Here is a 16,912-nt window from a genome sequence, read left to right as displayed (position 1 = left end):
CTCAGGTCTCAGTTTTCCAGGGAGAACCGTCACATGGCACCGCGCATCCTGCTGGCCCGGCACGGTCGGACGGAATGGTCCGTCCGCGGCAATCACACCGGCAGGACGGACATTCCGCTGCTCGACTCGGGGCGCGAGGGGGCCAAGCTGCTCGGTGAGCGACTTCACAGCGGACCGTGGGCGGATCTGCCCGGTCTGGAGGTCCGCACCAGCCCGCTCGTACGGGCCTCGGAGACCTGCGCCCTCGCGGGCTTCGGCGGGCGGGCCGAACCGTGGGACGCGCTGCTGGAGTGGGACTACGGCGCCTACGAGGGGATGACGCCGGCCGAGATCAAGGCGATCCGGCCCGACTGGTTCATCTGGCGCGACGGAGTGCCGGACGGGGAGACGCTGGACGAGGTCTCGGCCCGTGCCGACGAGGTCGTGGAGTGGGCGCGCTCGGCCGACCGCGACGTCCTGGTCTTCGGCCACGGCCACATCCTGCGGGTGCTGGGCGCGCGCTGGCTGGGCGAGCACGCCTCCTTCGCGGCCCGCATCCGGCTGGACCCGACCTCGCTCTCCGTCCTGGGCTGGGCGTACGACGCCCCGGCGATCGAGCGCTGGAACGACACCGGGCACCTGGAGCGGTAGGGCGCGACGCCCCGCTACACGGAGGCCCGTGCCGTCGCGTGGCGGTCGAGGAAGTCCTTGACGTCCACCGAGCCGCGGACCCGGGGCCGCAGCACCGACGCCGCGTTCGCCAGCATCGTGCGGATCCGCGAGGACTGGACCTGGTCGAGCAGGTCCAGCACCCGGTGCCCGGTCGCGGCGGCCTCCTCGGTGAGACCGGCGCGGGCCAGGTCCATGGTCAGTTCCGTGCGGTAGAGGGCCAGGTTCCGGGTGAAGTGCGGGTCCTGGAGCCGGGTGGCCCGGCGGGCGTGCCGGGCGGCCCGCGCCCACTCGCCCAGCGCCGACCAGCACTGCGCCTCCAGCATCTCCAGCTCCGCCTCGCGGAAGAACGTCATCCACTCCGGGTCCGAGGCCCCCGGGCCCCTGGCGAACGCGGTGTGCGCCCGGCCGAGCGCCCGTTCGCAGCCGGTACGGTCCCCGAGCCCGGCCCGCCCGCCCGCCTCGCGCAGCGAGAGCAGCGCCTCCAGCCGGGGCGAGCCCAGCGGCCGGGCGGCGCGCTGCCCGGCCTCGGCCGCGCGGACGGCCTCACGCGGCCGGCCGGTGTCGCGGGCCAGGAAGGAGGTGTTGCAGAAGGCGTGCGCCTCCAGCGCCGCGTCCCCGGCCACCCGCGCGGTGGCCAGCGCCTCCGCGTAGTGCGAGCGGGCGTCCGCGAAGCGGCCCGAGTCATGGGCCAGCCACCCCACCGAGATCGCCAGTTCGCCGGCGCCGGCGTGCAGCCGGTCCGCGGTGGAGCGGCGGGCGGCGACGCCGGAGTCGAGCAGGGCGTAGGCGGTGCGCAGGGGGTGCGAGGCGCGCCGGTAGAGGCCGTCGCCGCCGTGCCGGTCGTCGAGCAGCCGGATCTGGCGCACCGCCCTCTCGACGGCGTTCACCTCCGCCTCGCCGACCCGGCGTTGCAGGGGCAGGGCGACGGCGGGGCCGCCGAGGCCCAGGCCCAGGGAGGCGGCCACCGTGGTGCCGCCCGTCATGAATGCGCGACGCAGCACGTCGCTCTCCTCGTCGGTGTCGCTGCCGAGCACGAGCAGCGGGGAAGTCGGGGACGGCGGGGATTCCGCCGCGGGCCTGGCCGCCCGGCCGCGTACCGATTCACGCGGGGAGAAGCCGAGGTCCGCGAGGCTCGCCCCGGGGAACATGTGGAGGAAGACCCGTTCGTACGCGTAGTTGGGGCAGCGGATCTCGCCGGACTCCACGCGCCCGATGTAACGGGCGTCGCACGCGACCTGCTCGCCGATCTCGCGGGCGGACCTGCGGACCGCGGCAGCGAACTCCCCGGCGGACCGCTGTCCGCGCAGTCGCCGGAAGGCGAGGTTGGGAACTGCCCCTGTCGACACCATGGCGGGGCCCTCTCTGCTGCGAGCCGGAAGCCGGTTGCCGGGTCTCCCGGCGGGCAAGAACGTACCTGCCGTGACGAGGCACACACGCAGCGTTTCCCAACAAAACGGGTATCTCGGCCACGATCCGCCATGAACTGCCACCCTTTGCGGCGGTGCTGCACCGTAGCCCTTGACGCGGTCCGCGCGTTGGTCCATGCGGTGGCGGAGTCCGGCTCCGTCCGGCGATGAGAGGAGAGGTCCCTTGTTGCATCCCGGCACGGCGACCGGCGCGCGGACGCCCGCGACGACGACGGCCGCGACCGCGACGAGTGGCACCGAGGTGCCCGCCGGCGGGGACGGCGCGCCCCCGGTCCCCGAACCCTGCGACCTGGTCACGGTCCCCGCGCGGCAGGGCCTGGAGGCGGTCGACATCCTGCGCCGCGGCGCGGCCCAGGAGGCCGTCGGCCCGGTCATCCACGACGGCGCCTGCGCCACGGTCGGCTTCCTGGTGCCGCCCGGCACCGCCCAGGGCTGGGACGTGCCGGGCAGCGCCTGCACCCGGACCGACGGCCGGGGGCTGCGCATCCCCGCCGAACCCCCGGCCGCCGGAAGCGGCTGGCTGCTGCCGCCCGCCGAGAACACCCCCGTCACCGACCCGGCCGTGCTCAGGGCCGCGCTCGACCAGGCCGCCCGGCTCATCGAGGCGGCCGACAACTGCCGCTGAGCGTCCGTCCCGGGGTGCCGCCCATAATGGGGGGGAACGGCACGGAGCGGGGACGAGGGGCAGTGGCACGCAGAGGAACGTCCGGCGGTACGGGCGACCGCAGGCAGCGGGCGGACCGGGGGACCGGGCGCCGGTCGGCGCGCGGCTCCGGCGCCGCCGGCACCGTCTCCGAACCGGTCGGCGGCGGGCTCGCCGCGCTCGTGCCCGACCGGGAGCGCCCGCGCGCCCGGACGCTGACGATCGACGGCGCCCCGCAGTCCCATGTGGACCTCGACGACCCGGCGTACCTCTCCTTCTCCTACCAGCGCCGGATCGGCCACATCGCGGATCTGGCGGCCCCCGCCGGACAGCCGCTGCACGTGGTGCACCTGGGCGGCGGGGCCTTCACCCTGGCCCGCTACATCGCAGCCACCCGGCCCCGCTCCACCCAGCAGGTCATCGAGGTGGACGAGGCGCTCGTCGCCCTGGTCCGCCGGGAACTGCCGCTGGACCCGCAGGCCAGGATCCGGGTCCGCGCCACCGACGCCCGCGCCGGGCTCGGCAGGATCCAGGACGGCTGGGCCGACCTCGTCATCGCCGACGTCTTCAGCGGCGCCCGCACCCCCGCCCATCTCACCAGCACCGAATTCCTCACCGAGGTCCGCCGCGTGCTGAAGCCCGGCGGGAGCTACGCGGCCAACCTCGCGGACGGACCGCCGCTCGCCCATCTGCGCGGCCAGATCGCCACCGCGGCCGCCCTCTTCCCCGAACTCGCCCTCGCCGCCGACCCGGCCGTCCTGCGCGGCCGGCGCTTCGGCAACGCCGTACTGCTCGCCTCGGACACCGCGCCGCGGACCGCCGAGCTGACCCGCAGGGTGGCGACCGATCCGCATCCGGGACGGGTGCTCCACGGCCCGGAGCTGACCGGCTTCACCGGCGGCGCGAGCCCCGTCCACGACGCCGCGGCCAAGGCCTCCCCGGCCCCGCCCCCCGGCGCCTTCGACTGAGCGGCCCGGCCCCGCGGGGTCAGGAGGCCACCACGTCGACCTTCGGCGGATGGTCGTGCCAGGTGCAGTAGACCGACACCGTCGTGCCGTCGACCTTGGCGAAGTTCACCCGGATCCAGGTGGAGTTGGTCCACACCTGCACCGACCAGCCCTGGTCCGGGGTGGCGGAGACCAGCGTCGCCGCGTCCGCGCGGAACTCGAAGACGACCCGGCCGCCGTCCGTGGCGTAACTGCGCGCCGTGCCCGAGGAGGCGGCCGCCGGTTTCGGGGAGCCGGCCGGGGTGTGCGAGGGCGCCCGGGACGGGGCCGCCGACGGCGTCGGTGTGGCCCCGGGAGCGGTGTGCGCGGGCGAGGGCGTCGGGCGCGGGCGGTGCGTGGAGGACGCCAGCGTCGTCGCCGCGTCCCGGTCGTCCGTCGTGATCGGCACCGCGCGCGGCGGGTCGTACGCCGTCCCCGCCATCACGGTGTGCACGCCCCACCACGTCAGCGTGACCGCGGCGCCGGTGGCGAGCGACCACGCGAGCGTGTGTACGAGTCCTCGTTGCATCGGGGCACATCCTGCACCACAGGTCCCGGCGGTGTCCTCCCCGCCCGTTCCCCGCCCCCTCCCCGGCCGGACCGTGTCCGGAACGGACCCGAATGGCGTACGGTGCCGCCCATGCCCAGTGTGCTCGTGGTCGAGGACGACCAGTTCGTACGTTCCGCCCTCATCCGGCACCTGACCGAGGCCTCGCACACCGTGCGCAGCGTCGGCACCGCGCTCGAAGCGCTGCGCGAGGTCGCCCACTTCCGGTTCGACGTGGTCATCCTCGACCTCGGACTGCCCGACCTCGACGGCGCCGAGGCGCTGAAGATGCTGCGCGGCATCACCGACGTCCCCGTCATCATCGCGACCGCCCGCGACGACGAGAGCGAGATCGTCCGGCTGCTCAACGACGGCGCCGACGACTATCTGACCAAGCCGTTCTCCGTGGAGCACCTGTCCGCGCGGATGGCCGCCGTGCTGCGCCGCTCCCGGGGTACCGGCGGACGGACCGCGCCGCCCCGCGTCATCCAGGTCGGCGGGCTCTCCATCGACCCGCTGCGCCGCAGCGCCGAACTCGACGGCGCCGCACTCGACCTGACCCGGCGCGAGTTCGACCTGCTCGCCTTCCTGGCGGGCCGGCCCGGTGTCGTCGTCGCCCGCAAGGAACTGCTCGCCGAGGTCTGGCAGCAGTCCTACGGGGACGACCAGACCATCGACGTCCACCTCTCCTGGCTGCGCCGGAAGCTGGGCGAGACGGCGGCCCGGCCCCGCTATCTGCACACCCTGCGCGGTGTCGGCGTGAAGCTCCAGCCGCCCGCCGCCCCGGAGCCGCCCGCATGAGATGGGCCCTGGTCAAGGTCTGCCTGGCCGTCACCGCGATGGTCGTGGTGGCCTTCGCCGTCCCGCTCGGCCTGGTCGTCAAGGAGATGGCCCGCGACCGGGCCTTCTCCGACGCCGAACGGCAGGCCGCCACGATCGGCCCCACGCTCTCCATCACCACCGACCGCGACAAACTGCAGAAGGCCGTCCTCACCACCGAGCCGGGCGCCGAGGGCCGGATGGCCGTCCACGTCCCCGCCTCCGGCGAGACCGGGAGCGCCGCCGTGGAGATCGGCACCCGCCGCGCCACCCGCGCGGACCTGGAGACCGTACGGAAGTCGGGGCGGGCCGCCATCACCGAGGTGACCGGCGGCTCCGCGCTGCTCCAGCCGACCTCGCTGGGCGCGCGCGGCACCGTCGTCGTCGAGGTCTTCGTCCCCGAGGACGAGGTCTCCACCGGGGTCACCACCGCCTGGCTGATGCTCGCGGCCGTCGGCATCGCGCTGGTCGTCGGCTCCGTGGCGGTGGCCGACCGGCTCGGGGTGCGCATGGTGGAACCGGCCCGGCGGCTGGCGGACGCCGCCCAGGACCTGGGGGAGGGGCGGCTCGGCACCCGCGTCCCGGAGGAGGGGCCCACCGAACTGCGCTCCGCCGCGACCGCGTTCAACTCCATGGCCGACCAGGTCGTCCAGCTCCTCGCCAACGAGCGGGAACTGGCCGCCGACCTCTCGCACCGGCTGCGCACCCCGCTCACCGTGCTCCGCCTCAACGCCGCCTCGCTCGGCGAGGGCCCGGCCGCCGAGCAGACCCGGGCCGCCGTCGAGCAGCTGGAGCGGGAGGTCGACACCATCATCCGGACCGCCCGCGAACAACGCCCCCAGACCCAGGGGCAGTCCGGTGGTCCGGGCGCGGGCTGCGACGCCTCCGAGGTGATCCGCGAGCGGATGGCGTTCTGGTCGGCGCTGGCCGAGGACGAGGGCCGGGAGGTGCGGCTGGCCGGGGTGGACCGGACCGTACGCATCCCGGTGGCCCGCCCCGAACTGGCCGCCGCCCTCGACGCCCTGCTCGGCAACGTCTTCCGCCACACCCCCGAGGGCACCGCCTTCGCCGTCGACGTCCACCACAGCGGGGACGCCGTGATCGTGCTCGTCTCGGACGCCGGGCGCGGCATCGCCGACCCGAAGGCGGCACTGGCGCGCGGCGGCAGCGGCGGGGGAGCGCGGGGCGCGGTCGGCTCCACCGGGCTCGGCCTCGACATCGTGCGCCGGGTCGCCGAGTCCACCGGCGGCGATGTGCGGATCGGGCGCTCGGTGCTGGGCGGCGCGGAGGTCCGGATCTGGATCGGGCTCGGCCCGCAGGGCCCGCAGGGGCGCGGGCGCGGCCACCGGGTGGGACGGCAGCGGCGCGGGGTGCTGCGCCGGCGCCCCCGCCCGCGCTCCGGCGCGGGCCCCCGCCTCTGACCCGGCCCCTGCTTCCGACCGGCCCCGCCCCCCCTGCTTCCGACCGGCCCCGCCCCCCCGCTTCCGACCGGCCCCGCCCCCCGCCTCCGACCCGCCCCCCGCCCTCTGACCGGCCCCCGTCTCTGACCGGCCCCCGCCTCCGACCGGCCCCCGCGCCTCCTGCCGCGCTCCCGGTGCCGGGTCCGGGCGCCGTTCTTAACCCGTGCCGATGCGTTCCTTAAGCCCACCCTAAGAACGCCAACAGCCGCCCGAATGGGGAGCTTTGCCGGAATCGGGGCCGCTAGCGTGCTTCCGGATCCCCCACTTCCGTATGACGAGGCAGGAACGCGATGGGCACCAGCACGCACCGGCGCACCGTGAGCACCCGGACGAAGGCGATCGGCGCGGTCGTCGCCGCGGCCGTGATCGGCGGCACCGTCTTCGCCCTCACCGGCACGGCCCAGGCCGCCGCCGTGGGTGCCGCGTACACCCGGACCAGCGGCTGGACCGGCGGATACACCGGGCAGTACGTCGTCACCAACGACACCGGCAGCGCCCGGTCCGGCTGGACCCTGGAGTTCGACCTGCCCGCCGGCACCCGGATCAGCTCGCTGTGGAACGGCGAACACACCGTCAGCGGACAGCACGTGACGGTGAAGCCCGCGAGCTGGGACAAGGAGCTGCCCCCGGGCCGGTCCGTCACCGTCGGCTTCGTCACCACCTCCGACACCACGGCCGCCGACCCCACCGGCTGCCGCATCGACGGCACCGCGTGCTCCGTCGACACCGGCGCCACCCCCGAGCCCAGCGGCCGCCCCAGCGAGACCGCCACCCCCACCCCGACGGCCTCCGCGACCCCCACCGCCACCCCGACCGGGAAGCCCACCGCGACCGCGAGCCCGACACCCACCCCCACCCCCACGCAGACCGGGGGCGGCGGCACGGCGGGCGGCGCACGGTTCGCCCCCTACGTGGACACCTCGCTCTACCCCGCGTACGACCTGCTCGACACCGCGGCCAAGACGGGCGTGAAGGAGTTCACCCTCGCCTTCATCACCTCCGGCGGCGGCTGCGCCCCGCTCTGGGGCGGGGTCACCGGACTGGGCGACGACCACGTCGCCTCCCAGATCGGTGCCCTGCGCGCCGCCGGCGGCGACGTCCGCGTCTCCTTCGGCGGAGCGGCCGGCTCCGAACTGGCCCTGCGCTGCACCTCGGCCGCCGACCTCGCCGCCGCGTACGGCAAGGTCGTCGACACCTACAAGCTCACCAAGGCCGACTTCGACATCGAGGGCGGGGCGCTCCCCGACACCGCCGCGAACACCCGCCGCGCCCAGGCCATCGCCCAGCTCCAGAAGTCCCACCCCGGTCTGGACGTCTCCTTCACCCTGCCGGTGATGCCCGAGGGCCTGACGCAGCCCGGCGTCGACCTGATCGCCGACGCGAAGAAGAACGGCGTCGACGTCGGGGCGGTCAACGTGATGGCGATGGACTACGGCGCCGCCTACAGCGGCGACATGGGCGCCTACGCCGTCCAGGCCGCCACCGCCACCCAGGCCCAGATCAAGGGCGTGCTCGGGCTCTCCGACGCGGAGGCCTGGAAGACCGTCGCCGTCACCCCGATGATCGGCGTGAACGACGTCAGCACCGAGGTCTTCACGGTCGAGGACGCCACGCAGCTGGCCGCCTTCGCCGAGGAGAAGGGCCTCGCCCGGCTCGCCATGTGGTCCGGCACCCGGGACAAGGAGTGCGCCGGCGGCCCCAAGCCCGCCGCGGACGCCTCGTGCAGCTCCATCGCCCAGGAACCGCTGGCCTTCACCAAGGCACTCGGCGCCTACAAGTAGCGCCCGGCAGCAGCGCCCGCGAGCAGCTCCTCCGGGCGGCACCCACCAGAAGCCATCCTTCCCCGCGCATCCCGGCCGGCCCCCCACCCCCCACCGCCCGGCCGGGGTGCGCCCCCTTCCCGCCCCGGCCGGGGGAACCGCCCTTCCCCCGGCCGGGGTGCGTCACCCTTCTTTCCCCCTGGCTCGGTCGAGGGCCGGGGCCGGGACGTCCATCCGGTTCACCGCCGAGAGGACCGCGGCCACCGCGGCCGCCACCGCCGAGTCCGCCCGGCCCGCGCCCCAGCGCACCGTCCCGCCGGAGCGGCACTCCGCGTACGCCGTGACCGTCCCCGGAACCGCACCGCCCTCCGCGCCGTGCTCCGCGAAGTCGAGGACCGCGACCGGGACCCCCGCGGCCTCCAGGGCGTGGGTGAACGCCGAGACCGGGCCGCCGCCGGTGCCCTCGTAGTCGCCCTCGCGCCCGTCCACCCGCAGCGAGCAGACGAACCGGCACTCACCGGACCCGGTCGTCTCCGCCGACCACGAGGTCAGCACGACCCGCTCGTCCCCGCCCGGCGCCAGATACGTGGCCGCGAACAGGTCCCACAGATCCCGGGCGCTCGCCTCCCGGCCGCTGTCGTCCGTCGCCCGCTGCACCGTCCGCGAGAAGTCCGCGCGCATCCGCTCCGGCAGGTCCACCCCGTGCCCGGCGCGCAGCAGATGGGCGATGCCGCCCTTGCCGGACTGGCTGTTGACCCGGATGACCGCCTCGTACGTACGCCCCACGTCCGCCGGGTCGATCGGCAGATAGGGCACCTCCCACCGCTCCTGGCCGGTCCGCTCCCGGTGGGCGAAGCCCTTGCTGATCGCGTCCTGGTGGGTGCCGGAGAACGCGGTGTGGACCAGATCGCCGCCGTACGGATGGCGCGGCGGCACGGCCAGCCGGTTGCAGTGCTCGACGGTGCGGCGGATCTCGTCGATGTCCGAGAAGTCGACCATCGGGTCCACGCCCTGCGCGTGGAGGTTGAGGGCCAGCGTGACCAGGTCGACGTTGCCGGTGCGCTCGCCGTTGCCGAACAGGCAGCCCTCCACCCGCTGCGCGCCCGCCAGCACGGCCAGCTCCGCGCAGGCCACCCCGGTGCCCCGGTCGTTGTGCGGGTGCACGGAGAGGATCACCGAGTCGCGGCGGTCCAGATGGCGGTGCATGTACTCGATCTGGTCCGCGTAGACGTTCGGCGTCGCGATCTCCACCGTGGCCGGGAGGTTGTGGATGACCGGCCGGTCCGGCGAGGCCTCCCACAGCCGGGTGAGGCTGTCGCACAGCTCCAGGACGTAGTCCGGCTCGGTCAGCACGAAGACCTCGGGGGAGAACTCGAAGCGGATGTCCGCCCCGGGCCGCGCCGCCGCCAGCCGGTCCATCAGCCGCGCCGCGTCCAGCACCAGACCGTGCAGCTCCGCCCGGTCGCGCCCCAGGACGACATCGCGCCAGACCGGGGCGGTCGGGACGTAGAGGTGGACGACGGCCCGGTCCAGGTCCTCGACCGAGGCGAAGGTCCGCTCGATCAGGTCCGCCCTGGCCGGGGTGAACACCACCGGGGTGACGTCGTCCGGCACGGCCCCGCTCGTCGCCAGATGGCGGACGAAGTCGAAGTCGGTGCGGCTCGCGGACGGGTAGCCGACCTCGATCTCCTTGTAGCCCATCGCCACCAGCAGATCGAACATCCGGCGCTTGCGCGGGGTGTCCATCGGCTCGGCCAGGGCCTGGTTGCCGTCGCGCAGGTCGACCGGGACCCAGAGCGGGGCCTGTTCGGTACGGGCCGACGGCCAGCTCCGGGCGGTCAGGGGTACGTCCACGCGCTCGAAGGCCGGGCGGTAGCGATGGGAGGGCATCGAGCTGGAGCGCTGCGGATTCCAGCGCGGGGCGTCCTCGGGCACCGGGCCGCGCGGGGTGCAGAGGGTGGGGAAGGCGAACATCGGGGACGGGGCGCCGGCCGGGGGCTCGGGCGTGGACTGCTGAGGGAACTCGGGCATGAACACGGTCTCTTCTCGCATCGCCGGACGCGACCGGCACAGCACGGCACCCCGCGGCGGGGTGCCGATCGCTTCAGGCCCCGCCGCGGCAGCCGAGAAGAAGGAGACCGCGGTACGTCATGATCGGTACACTAGCCAGAAACCAAGTCCTCAGACAACCTGACAGGTGAACGCGTGTCCTCGCTCGGCCCCCTCCACCCCAGCCCCCTGGTCGACCAGGCGACGCGCCATCTGCGCGCCCAGATCACCGAGGGCCACTGGCCGGTCGGCACGAAGATCCCCGGCGAGACCACGCTCGCCCGCACCCTGGGCGTCGGCCGCTCCACCGTGCGCGAGGCCGTGCGCACGCTCTCCGCGCTCGGACTGCTCCGCGCCCGCCAGGGCTCCGGCGTCTTCGTCATCGCCGACGAGGCCGCCGAGGAGTGGCCGCTGCGACTGCGCCGCGCCGCCGTCACCGATGTCTACGAGGTCCGGATGCTGATCGAGGTCCAGGCCGCCCGGCTCGCCGCCCGCCGCCGCACCGACGAGGACCTGACCGCCCTGGACGCCGCGCTCACCGCCCGGCGGGCGGCCGGCTCCGGCCCCGACGCCGCGTTCGTCGACGCCGACATCGCCCTGCACCGCACGGTCGTGGCCGCCGCCCACAATCCCGTACTCACCGATCTCTTCGGCGAGTTCGCCCCCGTCCTGCGGCAGGGGCTGATCGATCTCGTCGAACTGCTCGGACTGCGCCGCGCCGATCCGCACCACGGCGAGGCCGAGCACCACGCGCTGGTCAGGGCGGTCGTGGCGGGCGACGCCGAGGCGGCGGGCCGGGCCGCGCAGGCGGAACTGGAACGGACCCTGGACCGCCTGCGCACCGCCTGAACTCAGGCCGCGCCCGCCGCCCCCGAGGCCCGCCACTCCTGGGCGTACTCGTCGAAGATGGTCCGCAGCTGGTGGCCGATCTTCAGATAGTCGAGGTCGTCGAGATTGGCCAGCGAGACCCGGACCGACCACTCCGGGCCGTCGAAGCCGCCGCCGTTGAGCAGCACCACGGAGGTCTGCTCGGCCAGCCGGAACAGCGGGTCCACGGGCTCGTAGTTCTGCTCCAGGTAGTCGGCGAACTCCTTGCCCAGGGTCCGTTCGGCCTCCGCGAGCAGATCCAGCTCGATGTAGTACGCCGCCCGCTTGGGGTCCTCGGAGATCTTCATATGGGCGCCCTCCAGCAGCAGTTCGAGCCGCTGGTGCACGATGGCGCGGATCCGGGCCTTGTACTCCTGCCCCTCGTCCAGCATGTCGAAGAGCGAGAAGAGCACCATCATCACCTGCTGCGGCAGCGACAGCCCCGCCGTGTGGTTCAGCGCCACCTGCCGGGAGTCCGCCAGCAGCCGGTCGATGAACCGCATCCGCTCCGGCTCCAGGGTCAGCGAGCCGTACCGCTTCGCCAGCCGGGCCTTCTCCCCGGGGCCCTGCGCGGCCAGCGCGTCGTCGATGACGTTGTCGTCGTGCAGCCCGATCACCCCGAGCCGCCAGCCGGTCGCGCCGTAGTGCTTGGAGTACGAGTACACCAGCAGCGTGTTGCGCGGCAGATCGGCGGCCAGCGAGCGGAAGCCCTCCACGAAGGTCCCGTAGACGTCGTCCGTCACCACGATCAGGTTCGGGTTGTCCTTCTCCACGATCCCGACGATCTGCTCGGCGACCCGCGGGGCCAGCGCCAGCGACGGCGGGTTGCTCGGGTTGACGCAGCACACCATCCGCACCGAGGGGTCCGCCAGCTTGGCGATCTCCTCCGGCGGATAGCGCCACTGCCGCACCCCGGTCTCGGTGAACAGGTTCGCCTCCACGTGCACCACGTCGAAGCCGTACGTGTCCAGCTCCGGGATCTCCAGGTACGGGGTGAAGACCGGCACCATCAGGGCGATCCGGTCGCCCTTCTTGAGGACCCCGTTCTTCAGCAGCGAATCGAAGAGGTAGCACATCGCGGCGGTGCCGCCCTCGGTCGCGAACAGGCTCAGCGTCTGCCCCTCCGGCGGCCGGTGGTCGAACATCTCGTCCGCCAGATAGCCGCGCACGATCTGCTCGGCGTGCGGCAGGATCCGGCCCGGCACCGGGTAGTTGTCCCCGATCGAGGAGTCCGCCAGCTCATGGACGAAGGCGTCGGGCACGAAGCCGAAGCGCTTGACCGCCAGATCGACGCACGCCTTCAGCAGCTCGATCCCCGGCAGCTCCGGATGCGTCCGGGTGAACCGGGCGAACCGCTCCGCGCAGCCGTCCTCCTCCGGCATCCCGCCCAGGTTGTCCGCCGTCCAGACCCGGCGCGACTCCTCGATCGCGAAGTAGCCGAGCGCGTGGTACGCCTCGCGGGGGCCGGTGGCGACCCAGTTCGGGTTGCCGCGGCCCGCGTTGAGCATGACCCGCGTCGTCTTCCCCTTCTGACCGGGCTTGTCGCTCTGCGCCGACTGGGCGATGCTGATGAACTTGTCCTTCAGCTCGAACGGGCTGAGCTGGGCGAACGAGCGGATCTCGGCACGGCTGAGAGTGGCCTTGGGCATGACTGCGCTCCCGGTTCAGTGGTTGAGGATGACGATGACGGCGCCCCACACGGTCAGCAGCACATTGCCGACGGCGTACGGGATGGTGTAGCCGAGCGTGGGGATCTGGGACTTCGAGGTCTCGTTGACGGCCCCGATCGCGGCCGTGGTGGTCTGGCCGCCGGCCAGCACCCCCATGAGGATGGGGAACCTGATCCTCTGCACGTAGTGCCCGACCAGGAAGCCGACGATCAGCGGGACGACGGTGGCGACCGCGCCCAGGAGCAGCAGCCCCCAGCCCGCCGACGACAGCCCGCTGGTGAAGCTGGGACCGGCGTTGATGCCGACCACCGCGACGAACACGCACAGGCCCAGCGTGTCCATGAACCACTGGGCGCCCGGCGGCACGTTCCCGTACGTGGGGTACTTGCCCCGGATCCAGCCGAAGACCAGCCCCATGATCAGCCCGCCGCCCGAGGTGGACAGCGAGATCGGCACCCCGCCCGCGGTCAGCGCCGGAATGCCGATGCAGCCGCCGAGGAAGATGCCGAGCCCCACCCAGACCATGTCGGTCGCGAAGCTCGTCGGCACCGGCTTGCCCAGCTCCCGCCCGGCCGGACCGACCAGCCGCTCGGGACCGGAGAGCACCAGCGTGTCCCCGCGCTCCACCGGGGTGGAGAGCCGGAAGGGGAACTCCGCCCCGGCCCGGTAGATCTTCTCGATGTAGACCCCGGCCATGAAGGGCTCGCGGCGCAGCTCCTCCACGCTCCGCCCCAGCACGGCCTTCTCGGACACCACCACGTGCAGCGTCTCGGTGCGGTAGCCGAGCAGCGCCACGTCGTCGGCCTCCGGACCCACATGCGTACGGGCGTCGAAGTCGACCAGATCGTGGCGCAGGGCGCTGACCGCGACCGTGTCGCCCTCGCGCAGCACCAGGGACTGGTCCTGCGGCAGGACGCTCCCCTCGCGCCGGACTCCGGTGATGTAGACCCGGCGGCCGAGCGCCTGCTGCTGGGCCTCGATGTCGGAGATGCTGCGGCCGACGAGGTCGTGGCGCACGACGGTGTACGCGCGCAGCACGGTCTCGTAGTAGCCGCTGCCCTCGTCCGGGTTCTCGTCCGGGGCGTCCAGTTCGGCGGCCAGCTCCGCGCTCTCCTTCGCCAGGTCCCTGCGGTAGAGCCGGGGCAGGACGTTGGCCAGGAGCATCGCGCACAGGATGGTGCCCAGCGGGTAGGTGACCGCGTAGCCGACGGCGACCAGGTTCTGTTCGGACTTCACCTGCGAGGAGGAGAGTCCGGGCAGGGTGCCGATGGCGTCCTGGGCGACACCGATGGCGGCCGACTGGGTGAGCGCGCCGCTCATCAGACCGGCGCCGAGCCCGGGGCCGTAGCCGAGCAGCACGGCGAACAGCCAGGAGACCAGCAGCCCGGTCACACAGACCACGACCGCGTTGAGGACCTGCGGCAGCCCGTCCTTGCGCAGCCCGCGGAAGAACTGCGGGCCGACCCGGTAGCCGAGCGCGAACAGGAACATGATGAAGAACAGGTTCTTCACCGTGCCGTCGATCTGGACCTCGAACTGCGCGCCGAGCACCAGCCCGGCGACCAGGCAGCCCGTGACCGCGCCCAGCGCGATCGCCCTGTAGCGGACCTTGCCCAGCAGGAAGCCGAGCGCGAGGACGAGGAAGACCAGCAGTTCGGGGTGGGGCTCGAAGATGTTGCGGTTCAGGAAATCGATCATTCAGTTCCCCAGGACGCCGACGAGGATGGGACCGGTGAGCGGCAGCAGGAAGTTGGAGAGCGCGTAGGTGATCGTGTAGCCGAGCAGCGGGACGGAGCTCTGCGCCACCTGGGTGATGGAGGTGATCGCCGGGGTCGAGCACTGCTGGCCGGCGATCGCGCCGATGAGCAGCGGTTTCTCGATGTGCAGCAGTTTGAGCCCGACGAACAGGGAGATGGTCGCGGGCACCAGGACCATGGCGATCCCGGCGAACGGGAGCAGCGCCCCGTACTCCTTCAGCAGCGGCCAGGCCTGCGGCCCCGCGGTCAGCCCGGTGCAGGCGATGAAGACGGCGAGCCCCAGGTCCTTGAGGGTGTTGGCGGCCTGCGGGGGGAAGGCCCCGAAGGTCTGCTTGCGGGAGCGGAACCAGCCGAAGAGCAGCCCGGAGACCAGACAGCCGCCGCCGGTGCCGAGCGACATCGGGATGTCGCCGATGCGGACGACGACCTGGCCGAGCAGGGAGCCCGCCACGATGCCCGCACCCAGGTAGATGAAGTCCGTCGCGTCGTTCTTGACCACCGCGCCGATCTTCGCCACGAGCCGGTTCAGCCCCGAGCGGGCGCCGACCAGGGTGAGGACGTCGCCGCGCTGGACCGTGGTCTCGGCCGAGGCGGGCAGATGCTGGTCGTTGCGCAGGACATCGGTGATGTACACCCCGTCCTGTCGGAATTCGGGATGGTCCTGCTCCAACTGGGCGATGCTGGAGCCGGCCGTGGCCTTCTCGGTGACCGCGACCTGGCGGGTGGCGAGCGGGGTGTCGAGGCCCGGGACCGCCGGGGTCTCCGGTCCGATCTCCCGGCCGGCCTCGATGATCCCGGCCCGGCGGCCGACCAGCTGGACCAGGTCGCTCAGGGTCAGTTCGAGATCCGGGGCGGGGTCCATCAGCACGCTGCCGCGTTTGACGGCCTCGACGGTGACGGTGCCGCCCAGTGAGGACTCCAGCTCCCCGACGGTGCGGCCGTCGGCGAGGGTGACGAGGAAGGTGCGGCCGACCGTGCCGGGCAGCGCCTCGCGCTCGTCGGACTCCAGTCCGCGGACGCCGCCGCGCATCTTCTCCCAGAGTTCGCGCGAGGCGTCCCGGAGGTTGATGCGCATCAGCATCGGCATGATCTGGCTGGTGTAGAGCACGATGGTGACCAGGCCGAAGAGGTAGCAGACCGTGTAGGCGGTGGCCACGTGCCCCTGGTACTGGGTGATCTGGGCCGAGGTCAGCCCGTCGAGCTTGCCGATGGCCTCGGTGGCCGTACCGACCACGGCGGACTCGGTGGCGGCCCCGGCCAGGATGCCGGACGCGGTGCCCACGTCGAGGTCGAAGGCCTTGGCCAGACCGAAGGCGATGCCCAGCACGCAGACCAGCTCGATCAGGCAGAGCGCGAAGAACCGCAGGCTCTTGCGGTTCAGGTTGGCGAAGAACTGGGGTCCGGCCAGATAGCCGAGCGAGAAGATGAACAGCGCGAAGAAGACCGTCTTGACGTCGTCGTTCACGCTGACGTGCCGGGTGCCGATCAGCAGCGAGACGATCAGCGTGCCGCAGATCCCGCCGAGCGTGATAGGGCCGACGCGGATCTTCCCGACCAGGTAGCCGAGGGACAGACAGAGGAACAGGGCGAGTTCGGGATGATCGCGGACCACTCCCATCCGGCCTCACCCGCCCCTGGTGTCATACATGATCATCTGGTGCATAAGGGAGAAATTAACAGCGGGTGAGCTGGGTGGCATGTCCGCTTCGCGCTACGGGAATCGGCGACTCCGGATGCGCCGATGGGGTGACGATCCGGTCAGGCGGCGGCCGGGCGTTCCGGCCACCGTCCGGCGCCCGGGTTCGGGGAAAGAACGCGAAACGGGGTCCGGGCGGGCCCGGGACGCGGGGCCCCGTTCACCTTCCGGCGGGGGGAGTACGGGTAACGACAGCCGTTCACCGGCCGTGGCGGAAATCCGGCGCGATCGCGACGACTTCCCGGCGGCGGTCCCAAGATCCACTCCCAACACCGCCCCCACCTGCGGTTATTCGGGAATCTCCCGCTCCGCTTGAGGGGGCGGGGTGCTTTGGCAAGCCCTCGGCCGGACACGGTCTCGTGACTTGCAGGACACGCTCGCGCAACGGAAGCGTCTTCAAGTCTTGACACCCACCCCCCCGAGGCAGCAACCTTCCGACATCGACGCATGGGAGCGCTCCCACATCGCTCCGGGTTTTCCCGGGCGAACAGCACTGCCCGTGTCTTCCCCCCCGACCCCACGGCACCCGCGCCCACCAGCGGGAACGCCACGCAGTGAGCCAGTCCCACCCTGGAACAAG

General features: G+C 73.1%; 13 protein-coding genes. 7 read left to right on the top strand and 6 right to left on the bottom strand.

The window, feature by feature from the left end; translation table 11 throughout:
* Nucleotides 1-33 precede the first annotated feature (33 nt).
* Nucleotides 34-630 (top strand): histidine phosphatase family protein, encoded by a 597-nt coding sequence (locus tag ACZ4FH_RS08830; RefSeq protein ID WP_467303354.1) that lies wholly within the window; start codon nucleotides 34-36, stop codon nucleotides 628-630.
* 14 nt (nucleotides 631-644) lie between these two features.
* Here the strand turns inward: ACZ4FH_RS08830 and ACZ4FH_RS08825 are convergent, their stop codons facing one another.
* Nucleotides 645-2,000, bottom strand: a complete 1,356-nt coding sequence (locus tag ACZ4FH_RS08825) for a tetratricopeptide repeat protein (RefSeq protein WP_467303353.1) — start codon at nucleotides 1,998-2,000, stop codon at nucleotides 645-647.
* Between the two features lie 241 nt (nucleotides 2,001-2,241).
* Here ACZ4FH_RS08825 and ACZ4FH_RS08820 point away from each other — a divergent pair, with 241 nt between their 5' ends.
* Together ACZ4FH_RS08820 and ACZ4FH_RS08815 are read left to right on the top strand one after the other, a co-directional pair.
* On the top strand, nucleotides 2,242-2,703 hold the full coding sequence (locus ACZ4FH_RS08820; RefSeq protein ID WP_467303352.1) for a hypothetical protein: 462 nt from the start codon (nucleotides 2,242-2,244) through the stop codon (nucleotides 2,701-2,703).
* 62 nt (nucleotides 2,704-2,765) lie between these two features.
* The gene (locus tag ACZ4FH_RS08815) at nucleotides 2,766-3,689 is read left to right on the top strand and encodes a spermidine synthase (RefSeq protein ID WP_467303351.1); all 924 of its coding nucleotides are present in this window, start codon (nucleotides 2,766-2,768) and stop codon (nucleotides 3,687-3,689) included.
* 19 nt (nucleotides 3,690-3,708) lie between these two features.
* Here ACZ4FH_RS08815 and ACZ4FH_RS08810 read toward each other — a convergent pair whose 3' ends face one another.
* Nucleotides 3,709-4,236 (bottom strand): hypothetical protein, encoded by a 528-nt coding sequence (locus ACZ4FH_RS08810; protein ID WP_467303350.1) that lies wholly within the window; start codon nucleotides 4,234-4,236, stop codon nucleotides 3,709-3,711.
* 111 nt (nucleotides 4,237-4,347) lie between these two features.
* Between ACZ4FH_RS08810 and ACZ4FH_RS08805 the strand changes: the two genes are divergently transcribed.
* The 3 genes from ACZ4FH_RS08805 to ACZ4FH_RS08795 all read left to right on the top strand — a co-directional run bounded on the left by ACZ4FH_RS08805 (nucleotide 4,348) and on the right by ACZ4FH_RS08795 (nucleotide 8,314).
* Entirely contained in the window at nucleotides 4,348-5,055 is a 708-nt protein-coding gene (locus ACZ4FH_RS08805) for a response regulator transcription factor (protein WP_467303349.1), read from the top strand.
* On the top strand, nucleotides 5,052-6,494 hold the full coding sequence (locus ACZ4FH_RS08800; protein WP_467303348.1) for a HAMP domain-containing sensor histidine kinase: 1,443 nt from the start codon (nucleotides 5,052-5,054) through the stop codon (nucleotides 6,492-6,494). Before ACZ4FH_RS08805 ends, ACZ4FH_RS08800 begins: the two co-directional genes overlap by 4 nt.
* Before the next feature lie 329 nt (nucleotides 6,495-6,823).
* Nucleotides 6,824-8,314: a glycoside hydrolase family 18 protein gene (locus tag ACZ4FH_RS08795; protein ID WP_467303347.1), complete on the top strand. Its 1,491-nt coding sequence runs from the start codon at nucleotides 6,824-6,826 to the stop codon at nucleotides 8,312-8,314.
* A 162-nt stretch (nucleotides 8,315-8,476) separates the two neighbouring features.
* Here ACZ4FH_RS08795 and ACZ4FH_RS08790 read toward each other — a convergent pair whose 3' ends face one another.
* Nucleotides 8,477-10,267, bottom strand: coding sequence for a 2-isopropylmalate synthase (locus ACZ4FH_RS08790; RefSeq protein ID WP_467303551.1), 1,791 nt, complete (start codon nucleotides 10,265-10,267; stop codon nucleotides 8,477-8,479).
* Between the two features lie 231 nt (nucleotides 10,268-10,498).
* Here ACZ4FH_RS08790 and ACZ4FH_RS08785 point away from each other — a divergent pair, with 231 nt between their 5' ends.
* Entirely contained in the window at nucleotides 10,499-11,191 is a 693-nt protein-coding gene (locus ACZ4FH_RS08785; RefSeq protein ID WP_467303346.1) for a FadR/GntR family transcriptional regulator, read from the top strand.
* Between the two features lie 2 nt (nucleotides 11,192-11,193).
* On the opposite strand, the gene ACZ4FH_RS08780 is transcribed toward ACZ4FH_RS08785, so the two are convergent.
* Genes ACZ4FH_RS08780 through aspT (ACZ4FH_RS08770) form a run of 3 tightly spaced genes read right to left on the bottom strand, consistent with a single transcriptional unit; the run spans nucleotide 11,194 to nucleotide 16,254 of the window.
* Nucleotides 11,194-12,858 (bottom strand): bifunctional aspartate transaminase/aspartate 4-decarboxylase, encoded by a 1,665-nt coding sequence (locus tag ACZ4FH_RS08780; protein WP_467303345.1) that lies wholly within the window; start codon nucleotides 12,856-12,858, stop codon nucleotides 11,194-11,196.
* 15 nt (nucleotides 12,859-12,873) lie between these two features.
* A complete protein-coding gene (gene aspT / locus ACZ4FH_RS08775; protein ID WP_467303344.1) occupies nucleotides 12,874-14,577 on the bottom strand; it encodes an aspartate-alanine antiporter in 1,704 nt (567 codons plus the stop codon).
* Nucleotides 14,578-16,254: an aspartate-alanine antiporter gene (gene aspT, locus ACZ4FH_RS08770; protein WP_467303343.1), complete on the bottom strand. Its 1,677-nt coding sequence runs from the start codon at nucleotides 16,252-16,254 to the stop codon at nucleotides 14,578-14,580.
* Nucleotides 16,255-16,912 lie beyond the last annotated feature (658 nt).

This window comes from Streptomyces sp. NPDC024555, assembly GCF_055559335.1.
Note: the sequence above shows the minus strand (reverse complement) of the source record. Positions and strands in the feature narration are given on the sequence as shown.

Coding starts and splice junctions, on each gene's coding strand:
- ACZ4FH_RS08830 (WP_467303354.1), top strand. CDS start 34: ATGGCACCGCGCATCCTGCTGGCCCGGCACGGTCGGACGGAATGGTCC.
- ACZ4FH_RS08825 (WP_467303353.1), bottom strand. CDS start 2,000: ATGGTGTCGACAGGGGCAGTTCCCAACCTCGCCTTCCGGCGACTGCGC.
- ACZ4FH_RS08810 (WP_467303350.1), bottom strand. CDS start 4,236: ATGCAACGAGGACTCGTACACACGCTCGCGTGGTCGCTCGCCACCGGC.
- ACZ4FH_RS08805 (WP_467303349.1), top strand. CDS start 4,348: ATGCCCAGTGTGCTCGTGGTCGAGGACGACCAGTTCGTACGTTCCGCC.
- ACZ4FH_RS08800 (WP_467303348.1), top strand. CDS start 5,052: ATGAGATGGGCCCTGGTCAAGGTCTGCCTGGCCGTCACCGCGATGGTC.
- ACZ4FH_RS08795 (WP_467303347.1), top strand. CDS start 6,824: ATGGGCACCAGCACGCACCGGCGCACCGTGAGCACCCGGACGAAGGCG.
- ACZ4FH_RS08790 (WP_467303551.1), bottom strand. CDS start 10,267: ATGTTCGCCTTCCCCACCCTCTGCACCCCGCGCGGCCCGGTGCCCGAG.
- ACZ4FH_RS08780 (WP_467303345.1), bottom strand. CDS start 12,858: ATGCCCAAGGCCACTCTCAGCCGTGCCGAGATCCGCTCGTTCGCCCAG.
- aspT (WP_467303344.1), bottom strand. CDS start 14,577: ATGATCGATTTCCTGAACCGCAACATCTTCGAGCCCCACCCCGAACTG.
- aspT (WP_467303343.1), bottom strand. CDS start 16,254: ATGGGAGTGGTCCGCGATCATCCCGAACTCGCCCTGTTCCTCTGTCTG.